At 72.8% G+C, this 16,527-nt stretch carries 2 protein-coding genes (1 of these 2 only partly in view); both read right to left on the bottom strand.

All coding sequences use genetic code 11. The annotated features are described in order from the left end of the window. Nucleotides 1–11,518, bottom strand: the 5' end (the start) of a protein-coding gene (locus FRZ03_RS02000; RefSeq protein WP_146463374.1) for a non-ribosomal peptide synthase/polyketide synthase. Its footprint begins 11,981 nt before the window's first position; only the first 11,518 of its 23,499 coding nucleotides appear in the window; the start codon lies at nt 11,516–11,518; its stop codon lies off the left edge, out of view. Further along, the gene (locus tag FRZ03_RS01995; protein WP_146463373.1) at nt 11,515–16,527 is read right to left on the bottom strand and encodes a non-ribosomal peptide synthetase; all 5,013 of its coding nucleotides are present in this window, start codon (nt 16,525–16,527) and stop codon (nt 11,515–11,517) included. The genes FRZ03_RS02000 and FRZ03_RS01995 overlap by 4 nt, the downstream gene beginning before the upstream one ends.

Below are 16,527 nucleotides of genomic sequence, written 5' to 3'. Positions count from 1 at the left end.
TGTAGAGGACGTATGCCACCGCCGACGGATCGACGGAGCGAGGCGCCAGCGGCTCGGCAGCCGCACCCTCGTCCACCAGCACACGGGGCCCCTGGTGGATCTCCGTGGCCGTCTCGTGCAGCGACTCCTGCGTCAGCAGCACCGCGGGCGCGGCGTCCTCGATGATCCCGGTCAGTCGTCCGGCGGGGTGCGTGGCGTCCAGCGGCAGGTACGCGGCGCCGGTGCGCTGCACCGCGAGCAGGGCGACGAGTAGATCCGCACTCCGTTCCAGCAGGACGGCGACGACATCACCGGCGCCGACACCAGCGGAGGCCAAAGCCCCGGCCAACCGCGCGGAGCGGTCGTCCAGTTCGGCGTACGTCAGCGACACGCCGCCCGACGTGACAGCCACCGCTCCCGGGACCCGCGCCACCTGCTCGGCGAACAACTCCGGAACACAACGGGCCGGTTCGTCCGTCGTCGTGTCGTTCCAGCGGGCGACGACGTGCACCTGCTCCTCGTCGGGGAGGCGGGTCGCCAGTGCGTCGCCGTCCGGGTCGGCGGCCATGGCCTCCAGCACCAGCCGGTACATCGCGGCGATCCGCTCCGCGTTCACCCGCGAGAGGGCGTTGCCGTCGGCCGTCAGCATGAGGTGGCCGGCCAGCGTGGTGACGGCGAGCTGGAACTGGGAGGTGGTGTCACCCTGTTCCGCGCCGACCTCGATCAGGCCGGTGTCGACCTGGTGGTAGTTCTGGTACGTGAACAGCACCTCGACCGCGGGCTGCCCGGCCTCGGTCAGCCGCTGGATGGACGGCAGCGGGTAGCGGCGGTGCTCCCACAGGTCCATCTCCTGCTCGAAGACCTGGCGCACCAGCCGCGCCCAGGTGGGCGCACCGCGCCGGTGCGCGAACGGCACCGTGTTGAGGTGCATTCCCAACACCTTTTCCGCGCCGAGGAGTTCGGGACGGGCGTCGAAGACCAGGCCGGCCGAGAAGGACTCCTCCTCGGTGAGCTGGCTCATCACCTTCAGGTGGGCGGCGAGGAGCACGCTCTTCATGGAGACGCGGGCCCGCTCGGCGAGCGCCCGGAGACCGTCCTCCAGGTCGCGGTACGCGACCGGCTGCCGGAAGGAGTCCGCCGTGGACTCCTCGCCCCAGCCCGCCGGAAGGGTGACGGCCGGGTGATCGGCGACGATCCGCTGCCAGTAGGCGCGGTCGGCGTCGTCGCCGAGGGACTCCAGCTCGCCCGCGACGAAGTCGGCGAACCGCACCCCGACGGCCTCCCGGCCGGCGTCCGGGTCCTGGCCGTCGCGCACCGCGCGGTAGACGTCCAGGAGCTCCATCAGCAGCGAGTGGTGGCTCCACCCTTCCAGGATGATGTGGCTGTGGGTCAGCGCGAGCGACCAGCAGTCGGCGCTCTCGACCAGGCCCGCCACCCGCAGCAGCGGTGCCGTGTCCAGGTCGAACGGAGTGTCCTCCTCGCGCCTGACGTACGCGCGCACGGCATCCCGCGTGGCCGCCTCACCGAGGTCGGTGAAGTCCTCCACGGCGACCGGCACTTCGGCGTCGGCGTGCACCAGCTGCATGGGCACGGAGAAACCGGTCAGGGCGATGGACGTCCGCAGGATCTCGTGCCGGGCGACGACCGTGCGCGCCGCCGTCTCCAGCGCCTCGCGGGAGAACGCGTGCCCGTCCCGGACGCGGAACGACGTGACGCGGTGGTAGTCGTCACCCGCGTTCTCGAGGAGCACCTCGACCGCCATGCCCGTCTGGACCTGGGAGAGCGGGTAGGCGTCCGCCAGTCCCTCGGGTATTCGATCGCGGTCCTCAGCGGGGACCAGGGCGAAAGGGGCGGTCCCCGCCTCCTTCGGGCCGGCGGCCTCGGTGGCGGCTTCGGGCTCGGCCTGCTTCTGCTGGAGCAGCGCGAGCAGGTCGGCCACCGACGTGTTCTCGGAAAGGCCACCCGACGCGAGGTCGATACCAGCCGCACGGAGCGCCCCGGTGAGCGCCTCCGCCGCGTCGGCGGTTGCCGTACGGGAGTCCTTCTCCGACGGTGACACGCTCTCCTCCTGAGGTGCTTGAGCCGCGAGGTGGCGGGCCAACTCCGCGACGGTCTGGTACGTGAAGATCGTCCGAACGGTCAGGCTGTAGCCGAGCGCCTTGAGCGCACCGACGAGCGACACCGCGCGGATGGAGTCGCCACCGAGGTCGAAGAAGCTGTCATCGACGCCGACTCGTTCCAACCCGAGAGCCGTCTCCCAGGCACCGGCGATCCTCGCCTCGTCATTTGTGCGCGGGGCTATATATGGCCTCTCCTCGCCCCGTTCGGGTGTGGGGAGGGCCTTGCGGTCGAGCTTGCCTGCGGTGTTGAGCGGCCAGGTGTCGAGTTCGACGAAGGCGCCGGGGACCATGTAGTCGGGGAGGGTTTCGCGCAGGTGGGCGCGGAGTTCGTTGTGGTCGGTGGTGTCGTTGGGGATGAGGTAGCCGACGAGCCAGGTGTCGCCCGTGTCTTCGGTGCGGGCGATGACGGTGGCGTCTTTGACGGTGGGGTGGGTGAGGAGGCGGGATTCGATCTCGCCGAGTTCGATGCGGTAGCCGCGGATCTTGACCTGGTGGTCGGTGCGGCCGAGGAATTCCAGGGAGCCGTCGGGCATGCGGCGGGCGAGGTCGCCTGTTTTGTAGAGGCGGGTGCCGGCGGGGCCGAAGGGGTCGGGGACGAAGCGTTCGGCGGTGAGTGCGGGGCGTCCGAGGTAGCCCTGGGCGACTCCGTCGCCGGCGATGCACAGCTCGCCCACCACACCGACGGGGACGGGTTCCATGTGGGTGTCGACGATGTAGAGCTGGGTGTTGTCGATGGGCGCACCGATGGAGACGGTCGTGGGGTTGGCGGGAACCTCCCACGTGGTGGACCAGATGGTCGTCTCGGTCGGGCCGTACACGTTGACGAGGCGCGCCACGCGGGAGCGCAGCACCTGGGCCAGCTCGACCGGAAGCGCCTCACCACCCACGAGGGCCGTGACCGAGGCCGTGCGGAACCCGGACTCCAGCAGGAGTTTCCACCCGGAGGGGGTCGCCTGGACGTGGGTGACGTGCTCGGTCTCGATGAGGTCGACGAGATCCTGCCCGGACTCGGCGATGACGACCCGGTGGCCTCCGGTGAGGGGGAGGTACAGCTCCAGACCGGAGATGTCGAACGACACGGAGGTCGAGGCCAGCCAGGATTCGGGGCTGGTGGGGGCGCCGAGTGTGCGGCGGATGCCGGTGAGGAGGTTGCCGAGGGCGAGGTGGCTGATCTGGACGCCCTTGGGGCGGCCGGTGGAGCCGGATGTGTAGAGGACGTATGCCACCGCCGACGGATCGACGGAGCGGGCCGCCAGCGGCTCGGCCGCCGCACCCTCGTCCACCAGCACACACGTGCCCTGGTGGATCTCCGTGGCCGTCTCGTGCAGCGACTTCTGGGTGAGCAGGACGGCGGGTGCGGCGTCCTCGATGATCCCGGTCAGGCGTCCGGCGGGGTGCGTGGCGTCCAGGGGGAGGTACGCGGCGCCGGTGCGCTGCACCGCGAGCAGGGCGACGAGGAGACCGACGCCACGCTCCAGCAGGACGGCGACGACATCACCGGCGCCGACACCAGCGGCAGCCAAAGCCCCGGCCAACCGCGCGGAGCGGTCGTCCAGTTCGGCGTACGTCAGCGACACGCCTCCCGAGGTGACCGCCACAGCTCCCGGAACCCGCGCCACCTGCTCCGCGAACGACTCCGGAACCAAGGCGGCCTGTTCGTCCGTGTCGGCGTTGTTCCACCGCCGCAGGACCACCTCCCGCTCCCCGAGCGGCAGATACACCGCCTGGGCGTCGCCGTCGAAGTCGGCGGCCATCGCCTCCAGCACCAGCCGGTACATCGCGGCGATCCGCTCCGCGTTCGCCCGGGACACCATCCGGCCGTCGGCGGTCAGGACGATGTAGCTGCCACGAGTGGCGACCATCAGCGGGAACTCGGTCGGCACCTCGTCGATGTCGCCGAGTTCGTCGACCTCTTCGCCGTCGACCTTGCTGAAGTCCTGGTAGTTGAAGTAGACGTCCAGCAACCGGTTGCCACCGGCGTCACGCTGGATGGCGGGCAGCGGGTAGCGGCGGTGCGGCCACAGCTCGGTCTCCTGCTCGAAGACCTGTGCCACCAGCTCCCGCCAGGTGACGGCCCGATCCGCGTCGAAGGGGAACGGGATCGTGTTGAGGTGCAGGCCGTAGACGCGGTCGGCGCCCCGCAGCTCCGGACGCGTGTCACAGACCAGGCCGGTGTGGAAGGCGGTCTCGCTCGTCAGCTGGCTCAGCACCTTGAGGTGCGCGGCCAGCAGGACGCTCTTCATCGACACCCGGGCCCGGCCGGCGAGCGCCCGCAGCCGCTCGTCCAGATCGCGCAGCTCGATCGGGAAGCGGTGGGCGGTACCGGCCGCGACCGACTCGTCACCCCAGCCGGCCGGCACGGTCAGCGTGGTGTGATCGGCGACCACGCGCCCCCAGTAGGCCTGATCCGACTCGCCGGCCACGGACGCCTGCTCGGCCGCGATGAAGTCGGCGAAGCGGCTGCCTTCACTCGCCGCCGGCGCGACGTCCCGGCCGTCCCGGAAAGCGCGGTACAGGTCCAGCAACTCGGTGAGCAGGGCGTGGTAGCTCCAGCCCTCCAGGATCGGATGCGCGTGGGTGAAGACGAGCTGCCACTCGTGCTCGTGGGCCCCCGCCAGCGCGTTGACCCGGATCAGCGGCGGGACCGCGGGGTCGAACGGCGTGGCGCGCTGCTCGTTCTCGCACTCACCGTCGTCCGGAGCGCCGACCGTGACCCGCAAGTCCGCCTTCTCGTGCACGAGTTGCAGGGGTTCGGAGTATCCGGTGAGGTCGAAGCCGGTGCGGAGGGTTTCGTGGCGGGTGATGAGTTCGTCGGTGGCGTGTTGGAGTGCGGTGGGGTCGAGGGGCTGGTCGTCGCGGATGCGGAAGGCGTCGACGTTGTGGTAGGCGGCGCGTTCGGTGCCGAGGGACATTTCGACGAGCATGCCGAGCTGGACCTGGGAGACGGGGTAGGCGTCGGTGACGTCTGGGGGGAGGAGGATGCGGTCGTGGTCGTTGATCAGCTCGAAGGGCTGGACGTAGTGGTCGGTTTGGGCGGGGGTGTTGTGGGTGTCGAGGTGGTCGGCGAGTTCGGTGATGGTGCGGTGTTCGAAGATGTCCTGGACGGCGACCTGGAAGCCGGCGGAGCGGATGGCGCCGACGAGGACGATGGCGCGGATGGAGTCGCCGCCGAGGTCGAAGAAGGAGTCCTCGACGCTGACCTGTTCGAGTCCGAGCGCGGCTGCCCAGGCGTCGGCGATCTTTCTCTCGGCTTCGGTGCGGGGGGCGACGTACTCGGCCTGGGGCACCACTTCGGGCGCGGGCAGGGCCTTGCGGTCGAGCTTGCCGGCGGTGTTCAGCGGCCAGGTGTCGAGTTCGACGAAGGCGCCGGGGACCATGTAATCGGGCAGTTCCTCACGCAAGTGCGCCCGCAACTCACCCTGATCGACCGCACCGTTGGGAATCAGGTAGCCGACGAGCCAGGTGTCGCCCGATTCCTCAGTACGCGCGATGACGGTGGCGTCTTTGACGGTGGGGTGGGTGAGGAGGCGGGATTCGATCTCGCCGAGTTCGATGCGGTAGCCGCGGATCTTGACCTGGTGGTCGGTGCGGCCGAGGAACTCCAGGGAGCCGTCGGGCATGCGGCGGGCGAGGTCGCCTGTTTTGTAGAGGCGGGTGCCGGCGGGGCCGAAGGGGTCGGGGACGAAACGCTCTGCGGTCAACGCGGGGCGTCCGAGGTAGCCCTGGGCGACTCCGTCACCGGCGATGCACAGCTCACCCACCACACCGACGGGGACGGGTTCCATGTGGGTGTCGACGATGTAGAGCTGGGTGTTGTCGATCGGCGCACCAATGGAGACGCCCGTCGGATCGGCGGGAACCTCCCACGTGGTGGACCAGATGGTGGTCTCGGTCGGGCCGTAGACGTTGACGAGGCGTGCCACGTGGGAGCGCAGGGTCTGGGCCAGTTCGAGGGGGAGTGCCTCACCGCCGACGAGGGCTGTGACGGAGGTGGTGCGGAATCCGGACTCCAGCAGGAGCTTCCACCCGGAGGGGGTGGCCTGGACGTGGGTGACGTGCTCGGTCTCGATCAGTTCGACCAGGTCCTGCCCGGACTCGGCGATGACGACCCGGTGGCCTCCCGCCAGCGGCAGGTACAGCTCCAGACCGGAGATGTCGAACGACACCGAAGTCGACGCCAGCCACGACTCCACCGCCTCCGACCGCCCGAGCACACGCCGGATGCCGGTGAGGAGGTTGCCCAGCGCACCGTGGCTGATCTGGACGCCCTTGGGGCGGCCGGTGGAGCCGGAGGTGTAGAGGACGTATGCCACCGCCGACGGATCGACGGAGCGAGGCGCCAGCGGCTCGGCCGTGACCGCCTCCTCCACCAGCACACACGTGCCCTGGTGGATCTCCGTGGCCGTCTCGTGCAGCGACTCCTGCGTCAGCAGCACCGCGGGTGCGGCGTCCTCGATGATCCCGGTCAGGCGTCCGGCGGGGTGCGTGGCGTCCAGGGGGAGGTACGCGGCGCCGGTGCGCTGCACCGCGAGCAGGGCGACGAGGAGACCGACGCCACGCTCCAGCAGGACGGCGACGACATCACCGGCGCCGACACCAGCGGCAGCCAAAGCCCCGGCCAACCGCGCGGAGCGGTCGTCCAGTTCGGCGTACGTCAGCGACACGCCTCCCGAGGTGACCGCCACAGCTCCCGGAACCCGCGCCACCTGCTCCGCGAACGACTCCGGAACCAAGGCGGCCTGTTCGTCCGTGTCGGCGTTGTTCCACCGCCGCAGGACCACCTCCCGCTCCCCGAGCGGCAGATACACCGCCTGGGCGTCGCCGTCGAAGTCGGCGGCCATCGCCTCCAGCACCAGCCGGTACATCGCGGCGATCCGCTCCGCGTTCTCCTGCGACACCATCCGGCCGTTCGCCGTGACGATGACATGGCCGCCCCGGCTGGAGACGGTCAGCGGGAACTCGGTGGGGCTGTCGTCGATCGCGGCCTCGTGGTCGACGCGCTCGGTGTCGACCTGGTGGAAGTCCTGGTAGTTGAAGTACACGTGCAGCAGCTGACCGCTGCCGGCCAGCCGCTGCACGGCCGGCATGGGGTAGCGGCGGTGCGGCCACAACTCGATCTCGGCGGCGAAGACCTGGGTGACCAGCTCCCGCCAGGTGGCGGCGCGGCCCGTCTCGAAGGCGAACGGCAGCGTGTTGAGGTACATGCCGTAGACGCGGTCGGCGCCGGGCAGTTCGGGGCGGGCGTCGCAGACCAGGCCGGTGTGGAAGGCGGCCTCGCCGGTCAGCTGGCTCATCACCTTCAGATGCGCCGCCAGCATCACGCTCTTCATCGACACCCGGGCCCGGCCGGCGAGCGCCCGCAGCCGGTCCTCCAGATCGGTGACCGGGACGGAGGCCTGGTAGGTGGCGCGGGGTGCGTCGGCGCCGTCGCCCCAGCCGGCCGGGACCTCCAGCGGGGCGTGGTCGGCGACGACACGGCTCCAGTACGCCCGGTCGTCGTGGTCCTCCAGGGCCTGGAGTTCTGCGGCGATGAAGTCGGCGAACCGGGTGCCGGGCCGCTCGGGCTCCTCGACGGGGCGGCCGTCGCGGAGGGCGCCGTACACATCGAGGATCTCCATCAGCATGGAGTGGTGGCTCCACCCCTCCAGGACGGGGTGGCACTCGGTGATCGACAGCCACCAGCTGCCGTTGCCGGTGTCGTGGGCGAACAGCCGCATGAGGGTGGGCACGGACAGGTCGAAGACGCGGGCGCGTTCGCGGGCGGTGTACGCGCGTACCGCGTCCCTGATCTCCTCCTCGGTCAGGCCGTGCAGCGACTGGGTGCCCACGGGCATGTCGGCGATCTCGTGGACCAGCTGCATCGGGACGGAGTAGCCGGTCAGGTCCAGTGACGTGCGCAGCGCCTCGTGGCGTGCCACGACGATCCGCGCGGCCTCGACCAGCGACGGGTGGTCGTAGGGACGCTCGTCGCGGAGCCGGAAGCTCGTCACGTTGTGGTAGTTGTTCTGCCCGTCGGCGACGGACATCTCCAGCACCATGCCCGCCTGCACCTGTGAGAGCGGGTAGGCGTCGGCCACCCCTTCCGGCAGCAGTGCCCGGTCCGCCGCGTCGATGAGGGCGAAGGGCCGTACCGGGTCGGGCACCACGGCGGGCGCGGAGCGGCCGGTGAGCAGTTCGGCGAGGCGGGCGACCGTGCGGTACTCGAAGACGTCGCGGACGGTGATGTCGTGGCCGGCCGAGCGGATCGCGCCGACCAGGGCGACGGCCCGGATGGAGTCGCCGCCGAGGTCGAAGAAGCCGTCATCGACGCCGACCTTGTCCAGGCCGAGCACCTCGGCCCACACCTCGGCCAGTCGCTCCTCGGTGGGGGTGCGCGGGGCGGTGTAGGCGCCGCCGGCCCGGCGGGCGTCGCCGCTCGGGGCGGGCAGGGCACGGCGGTCCAGCTTGCCGTTGGTGGTCAGCGGCAGCCGGTCCAGGGCGACGAACGCGGCCGGGACCATGTAGGACGGCAGCCGGGCGCCGAGGAGTTCACGCAGCTCGGCCGGCTCGTAGGAGGTCTCCGGGGCGAGCACCGTGTACGCGACGAGCTCCTTCTGGCCCGGCACGTCCTCGCGGAGCACGACCACCGCGTCGCGGATGCCGTCCAGCTCGGTCAACGCGGCCTGGATCTCGCCGAGTTCGACACGGTAGCCGCGGATCTTGATCTGTCCGTCGGCGCGCCCGAGGAACTCCAGGGAGCCGTCGGGCAGTCGGCGCGCGATGTCGCCGCTGCGGTAGAGCCGGGAACCGGGCGGGCCGAACGGGTCGGGCACGAAGCGCTCCGCCGTCAGCGCCGGCCGGCCCAGGTAGCCGCGGGCCACGCCGGGGCCCGCGACATGGATCTCGCCGAAGACGCCGACGGGGACGGGCTCACCCCAGGCGTCCAGGAGGTGCACCCGGAGATCGCCGAGGGGGACCCCGATGGGGTTGCCCGCGTCGGGGCGCAGGTCGGCGGGGCCCACCCGGTAGTAGGTGGTGTGGACCGTGGTCTCGGTGATCCCGTACATGTTGAGCAGCGCCGGGCGGTCCAGGCCGAGCCGGTCCACCCACGGCTGGAGGTCGGGGACCTGGAGCTTCTCGCCGGCGAAGACGACGGCGCGCAGCCGCAGCCGGCCGATGCGTTCGTCGCCCTCGGCGGCCGCGGACACCAGCGCGCGGAACGCGGACGGCGTCTGGTTGAGCACGGTGACCCGCTGTTCGACCAGCAGATCGAGGAACTCGTCCGGGGAACGGGTCACCGCGGCGGGTACGACGACGAGCCGGCCGCCGTGCAGCAGCGCGCCCCACATCTCCCAGACCGAGACGTCGAAGGCGTAGCTGTGGAAGAGCGGCCAGACGTCCTCGGGGGAGAAGCCGTAGTGGCGGTCGGCGGTGGTCAGCAGGCGCAGCACATTGCGGTGGGTGAGGCAGACACCCTTGGGGCGGCCGGTGGAGCCGGAGGTGTAGATGACGTAGATCAGCTGGTCGGGGTGGCCGGCCGCGGCCGGGTTCGACTCCGGCAGCGCCGCCCATGCCGCGCTCTCGCGCTCCTGGTCGAGCACGACCACGGGGCCGTCGTGGATGCCGTCCACCAGATCCACGTGCGCGGTTTCGGTCAGGACGGCGAGGGGCCCGGCGTCGCCGACGACATAGCCGAGACGCTCGGCCGGGTTGGCCGGGTCGAGCGGGAGGTATCCGGCGCCGGACTTCAGGACGCCGAGGATCGCGGGGATCAGCTCCGGGCCGCGCTCCACACAGATGCCCACGACCAGGTCGGGGCCCGCGCCGAGGGCGATCAGCCGGTGGGCGACGCGGTTGGCGCGGGCGTTCAGCTCGGCATAGGTGAGGGCCTGGCCGTCGGAGACGACCGCGATCGCGTCCGGGGTGGCCGCGGCCCGTGCCTCGAACACCTCGTGGACGAGCCGGGGGTCGGCCGCCTCGGTGGTGAGCGGGTCGACGAGGACGGCGAGTTCGGCCTCGTCCAGGACGGACAGCGCGGACAGCCGGGCGTCGGGGGTGTCCGCCACGGCGTGCAGCAGGCGCACCAGGTGGCGGGCGAACCGGGCGGCGGTCGACCGGTCGAACAGCGCGGTGGCGTACTCGAACCGGCCCTGCAAGGAGCCGTCGGGGGACTCCTCGACCTGCAACTGGAGGTCGAACCGGGCCACCGAGGCCGGTACGTCGAAGGGCTCCACGCGCACGCCCGGCAGGTCGTAGGCGGCGGTGCGGGACTCGTGCAGGGTGAACGCGGCCTGGAACAGCGGGGTGCGCGAGAGGTCCCGCTCGGGCTGGAGCTCGTCCACCAGCCGGGCGAACGGCGTCTCCTGGTGGTCGAAGGCGTCCAGGACGACGGTGCGGCCCCGCTCCAGCAGAGCGCTGAACCGGGGATCGCCGTCCCACGCGGCCCGCATCACCAGGCTGTTGATGCCGTAGCCGATGAGCTGTTGCACCTCGGGGCGCACCCGCCCGGAGACGACGGTGCCGACCGCGATGTCGGTACTCGACGTGTACTTCGACAGCAGGGTCTGGTAGGCGGTCAGCAGCACCGTGAACAGCGTGGTGCGGTGGGCGGCGGCCAGCTCCCGCAGCCGTGCGGACAACGCGTCCGGCAGGGCGAAGGCCTCGGTGGCGCCCGACGTGTCCCGCACCGGCGGACGCGGCCGGTCGGTGGGCAGTTCGAGCGGGGCCACCCCGGCGAGCTGCCGCCGCCAGTAGTCGAGGTGCGGGGCGAGCGCGGCGCCCTCCGTGCGCCCCGCCTGCCACTCGGCGTAGTCGGCGTACTGCACCTCCAGCGCGGGGCCGGGCTGCTCGCCCCGGTAGCAGGCGCTGAGGTCGCGGGCGAAGATCTGGGTGGACCAGGCGTCGCAGGCGATGTGGTGGAAGAGCAGGGCGAGCACCCAGTCCTCGTCGCCGAGCCGGAACAGGCGGACCCGCAGCGGCCATTCGGCGCCCAGGTCGAAGGGCTCGCGGGCGCAGGCCGCGGCCCGGGCGCGGGCTACGTCCGGGCGCTCGGCGGCGGGCAGCGCGCCCAGGTCGGTGGTGGTGAACGGCACGGGCCCCGCGGGATCGACCAGTTGCACGGGCCGGCCGGCCACGAAGTCGTAGCGGGTGCGCAGGACCTCGTGCCGGGCGGCGACCGCGTCCACGGCCCGGCGCAGCGCGGCCTCGTCCAGCGGGCCGGTCAGCCGCAGCGTCAGCGGGACGATGTACTCGTGGCTGTCCGGTTCGAGCCGCTGCAGGAACCACATCTGCTGCTGGCCCGGGGACAGCCGCAGCGGCTGCTCCCGGTCGGCGCGCGGGATCTCGGGCCGGCGCTGTTCGGTGGTGCGGCCCGCCAGCCGGCGCAGCAGTTCAGCGCGCAGGCGGTCGCCGGTGGAAGAGTGCTCTGCGCCGGTGGTCATGCGGAGTGCTCCTTGGTCTGCGAGGAGTGCGGAAGGTTCGGGGAGGACTCGTCGGTCCGGGCGCCGTCGAGTTCGGCCTGGACGAGTGCCTCGACGGCGCGGGCGAGCCGGGCCGGCGTGGGATCTTCGAAGAGGGCGCGCAGCGGCAGGGCGACCTGGAACTCGTTCTGGATCGCGGAGATCAGCCGGATGCCGAGGATGGAGTTGCCGCCGCTGTGGAAGAAGTCGTCGTCCATGCCGGGCTCCCGGCCGAGCAGGCCGGTCCAGACGGCGGCGATCCGCTCCTCGACGATGTCGCGCGGGCCGGTGTGCCCGGCCTCGGCGGCCTCGGCGGCGGGGTCCGGCAGCGCGGCCCGGTCGAGTTTGCCGTTGGGCGTCAGCGGTACGGCGTCGATCGCGACGAAGTCGGTGGGGACCATGTAGGCGGGCAGCGACCGCGCGCAGTGCGCGGTCAGTTCACCGGCCGACGGCGGCTGGGGCCCGGCGGGCACCGTGTACGCCGTCAGGCCCTGCCCGGCGAGTACGACGGCCTCGCGCACGCCCGGGTGGGCGACCAGGACCGACTCGATCTCGCCGGGTTCGACGCGGTGGCCGCGCACCTTGATCTGGTGGTCCACGCGGCCGAGGAAGTCGACCGTGCCGTCCGGCAGCCGGCGGGCCAGGTCGCCGGTGCGGTAGAGGCGGTCGCCGGGCCGCCCGTAGGGATCGGGCAGGAAACGCTCGGCGGTCTGGCCGGGCCGGCCGGTGTAGCCGCGGGCGACTCCGGTGCCGCCCACGTACAGCTCGCCGACACCGCCGGGCGGCACCGGGCGCAGCCCGTCGTCGAGGACGTACATCGACATGCCGGGCAGCGGACGGCCGATGGGCACGGTGCCCTCGACCGGCTCGTCCACCGGGTGCACACAGGTGCCGACGGAGCACTCGGTGGGCCCGTACTCGTTGACGAGCCGGCCCGGCCCGAGCAGCCGCAGCCAGCGGGAGGCGGCCTCGCCGGGGAAGGCCTCGCCCGCCACCACGACCACCTCGGCGAGGCCGGCCGCCTGCTCGTCGGTGAGCTGGTGGGAGAGGATCTCCAGATGCCCCGGGGTCAGCTTCAGGAAGCTGTAGGGCGCGTGGGCGGCGAGCGTGGCCCCGAGGTCGGCGAGGTCGAGTCCGGCGGGCAGCAGGTGCAGCGGCTGCCCGGCGGCCAGCGCCGCGTACAGGTTGGGTACGACCAGGTCGTAGGCGGTGGAGGAGAACAGGGCCGCGCCGGTGCCGCCGCGGCCGGCCAGGTCGCGGACCGCCCAGGCCACGTGGTTGGCCAGGCCGCGGTGCTCGACGCGGACCCCCTTGGGCCGCCCGGTGGAGCCCGAGGTGAAGATCACGTAGGCGGTGGCCCGCGGATCGCCGCGGCGCGCGGGCGGCTCGGCCGGCAGCCGCTGAAGCAGCTCCCGGTCGCGGTCCAGGACCACGAGTTCGCCGGGGAACAGGTGCGCCACCCGGGCGCCGTGCTCCGCCGAGGTGATCAGCACGCCGGCGCCCGCGTCGGCGAGCATGGCGGCGACCCGCTCGGCGGGGTGCTCGGGGTCGAGCGGCAGATACCCGGCGCCGGCCTTCCAGCTGCCGAGGAACGCGCCGATCAGGTCCGGGCCGCGGTCCAGCAGGACGCCGACCACGGAATCGGGGCCGACCCCGGAATCGCTCAGCCGGTGCGCGATCCGGTTGGCGGCGGTGTCCAGCTCGCCGAAGGTGACGGTGCGTTCGCCCCGCAGCGCCGGGGCGAACGGGTGCTCGGCCGCCCGGGCCTCGATCATCTCCAGCACGGTGCGGTCGGCGGGGTCGGCGAGCGTCTCGCCCGCGCCCTTGTTGAGCTCCACCAGCTGGCGGTGGCGTTCGGCTTCCGTGAGCAGTTCCAGATCGGCCAGCCTGGTGTCCGGCGCGGCCACCGCGTGCGTGAGGAGCCGCACCAGCTGGGCGCCGAACCGCTCCACGGTGGCGTGCTCGAAGAGCGCCGTGGCGTACTCCAGGACGCCGACGATCGTGCCGTCCGGACGCGGCCGCAGGAACAGGCTGAGGTCGGTCTTGGCGATCCGCCAGGAGTCACCGAGCTCGGCCAGCTCGCCGAAGTCGACGCCCGCCGTGGTGAGTTCGGCGTCGAGGAGGTCGAAGGCCGCCTGGTAGACGGGGGTACGGGACGGGTCGCGGCCGTCCTGGACCTCCTCGACGAGCCGGTCGAAGGGCAGTTCCTGGTGGGCGAACGCGTCCAGGGTGACCGCGCGCACCCGGCGCAGCGCCTCGTCGAAGCCGAGACCGCCGTCCATGTCGCAGCGCAGCGGCAGGGAGTTGAGGAAGAACCCGACGAGGTGCTCCGTCTCCGGCCGGGTGCGGCCCACGACCGGGGTGCCCACCACGATGTCGCTCTCCCCGCTGTGCCGGGCGAGCAGCGTGGCGAACGCGGTGAGCAGCGTCATGAACAGCGTGGCGCCGTGCTCGCGGCCCAGTTCGGTCAGCGGACGCACCACCTCCGCGGGGATCGTCAGCGGGACGACGGCGCCGCGGTGGTCGCGCCGGGCGGGGCGCCGGTGGTCGGTGGGCAGCGGCAGCGGGGTGTGCCCGGCGAGCGTCTCGCGCCAGTGGGCGGCGTCGGCCGCCAGCCGGTCCTCGGTGAGCCGGGCCCGCTGCCAGGCCGCGTAGTCCACGTAGCCGAAGGGGAGTTCGGGCAGCTCGGGGGAGCGGCCGGCGGCGAACGCCGCGTGCGCCTCGGTGAACTCGCGCTCCAGGATCACCGACGACCAGCCGTCGCAGGCGATGTGGTGGACGGTGATCACCAGCAGCGGGGCGCCCTGCGGGAAACGGACCAGCACCGCCCGCCACAACGGGCCCCGCTCCAGGTCGAAGCCGCGCGCGAACCGTTCGGCCAGCAGCTCGCCGAGCGCGGATCGTTCGACGGTGGTCTCGGTCAGCTCGACCCGGCCGGGCACCGCGAGGAGCGGCCCCTGTTCCACGAGATCGGCCGGGAAGCGGGTGCGCAGCGCCTCGTGCCGCCGCTCCAGCAGATCCAGGGTCCGCTGCACGTCATCGGTGCGGGCCCCCTCGGGCAGGTCGATCAGCAGCGGGGAGACCCACTCGGCGCCCCCCGGCTCCAGCCGGTCGAGGAAGGCGAGCCGCCGCTGGCCGAAGGAGAACGGCAGGCGGCCCGTGCGGGGAACGGCGACGAACGGCTCCTCGGCCGACGCCCGTGCGATCAGCCGCGCCTGCGCCTCCAGCGTGGAGGCGGTGAACAGGGCGGCGAGCTCGATCGCCGCGCCGGACCGGTCCCGCAGGCGCGCGGCGAGCCGGGTCAGGCTGAGCGAGGTGCCGCCGAGCTGGAAGAAGTCGTCGCCCGCGCCGGGGTCGGCCACGCCCAGCACCTCGGTCCACACCTCGGCGACGGTGCGCTCCTCGTCGGTGCGCGGCGCGATGTGCTCCTGGGCGGCCGACAGCTCGGGCGCCGGGGCGGGCAGCGCGGCGCGGTCGATCTTGCCGTTCGCGGTCAGCGGCAGTTCGGTGAGCGGGACCAGCTGGGTGGGGACCAGCGCCGCGGGCAGCCGGCCCGCCAGGAACGGCCGCCAGTCGCGCGGCGGGCGCCCGTCACCGGTGACGCTGTAGGCGACCAGGCGCATGCCGCCGTCGTGGGCGGGCGCGGCGACGACCACGGCCGCCTCGACCTCCGGGTGCGCCAGCAGCGCCGCGGAGACCTCGCCCGGCTCCACCCGCACCCCGTTCACCTTGACCTGCTCGTCCGCGCGGCCCCGGTACTCCAGGGTCCGGTCCGAGCGCCAGCGCACCAGGTCGCCGGTGCGGTAGAGCCGGGAGCCGGGCGGCCCGTAGGGGTCCGGCACGAACCGCTCGGCGGTCAGTCCCGGGCGGCCCAGATAGCCGCGGGCCACGCCGGCGCCGGCCGCGTACAGCTCGCCGATGACACCGACCGGCACCGGACGGCCGCCCGGATCGAGGACCAGCACCCGCATGCCGTCGAGCGGGCGGCCGATCGGGACGGGACCGCCGTCCTGCCCGGCGTCGTACGCCTGCGCCGTGATGTCGATGGAGCACTCGGTCGGCCCGTACGTGTTCCAGATCCGCAGGTCCGCGCTGCCGCTGCGGTCCAGCGCGCGCCGGCACAGCTCGGCGTGCAGCGGTTCCCCGGCCGAGAACAGCAGCCGCAGCCCGGTCAGTTCGGCCCAGGCGGGCTCGTCGACCAGCAGCCGCAGCACCGAGGGCACCACCTGGAGCACGGTGATCCCCCGGTCCGCCGCACTGCGCACCAGCGCCGCCGGGTCCCGCTCGGCCCCCACCGGGGCGAGGACCAGGGTCGCCCCGCCGACCAGGGGCGCGAACACCTCCCAGGTGGCGGCGTCGAAGCCCATCGTCGTCTTCTGGAGCACCCGGTCGCCGGGGCCGATGCCGTGCTCGCGCACGCTCCAGCGCACCCGGTTGGCGATGCCCTCGTGGGTGACCACCACGCCCTTGGGCCGGCCGGTGGAGCCGGAGGTGTACACCGCGTAGGCGGCGCCGTCGGGGTCGGCCGGGGTGTCCGGCGCGTCGGCCGGCAGGGCGGCGAGGGTCTCGCGCCGCTCGGTCAGCCCGAGCACCGGGGTGCCGAGCAGCGTCCCGGTGGGCGCGGACTCGGTGATCACCAGGGCGAGCCCGGCGTCCGCGGCCATCCACTCCAGCCGTTCCGCCGGGTGCGCCGGGTCGAGCGGCACGTAGGCGGCGCCGGCCTTCCACACGGCGAGGAGGCTGACGACGAGGTCCAGGCCGCGGTGCAGATGCACGCCGACCAGCGACTCACGCGTGACCCCCGAGCGGCGCAGCAGCACCGCGAGCCGGCGCGCGCGGGCGTCCAGCTCGGCGTAGCTGTGGGATTCCCCCTGCGCGGTGACGACCGCGACGGCGTCCGGAGTCCAGGCAGTCTGCCGCGCGACGACTTCGGCGAGCGTGGCGAGATGGGCGGTGTCGGTGGCGTCGTCCTGACGGATCTGCGTGGTCAT

The sequence above is a fragment of the Streptomyces misionensis genome (assembly GCF_007896895.1).
Classification (GTDB): domain Bacteria; phylum Actinomycetota; class Actinomycetes; order Streptomycetales; family Streptomycetaceae; genus Streptomyces; species Streptomyces misionensis_A.
This window is presented reverse-complemented; position numbering and strand designations above follow the sequence as displayed.

What these genes read in the sequence shown, in the direction of transcription:
- FRZ03_RS01995 (WP_146463373.1), bottom strand. Translation starts at nt 16,527, where the DNA reads ATGACCACGCAGATCCGTCAGGACGACGCCACCGACACCGCCCATCTC.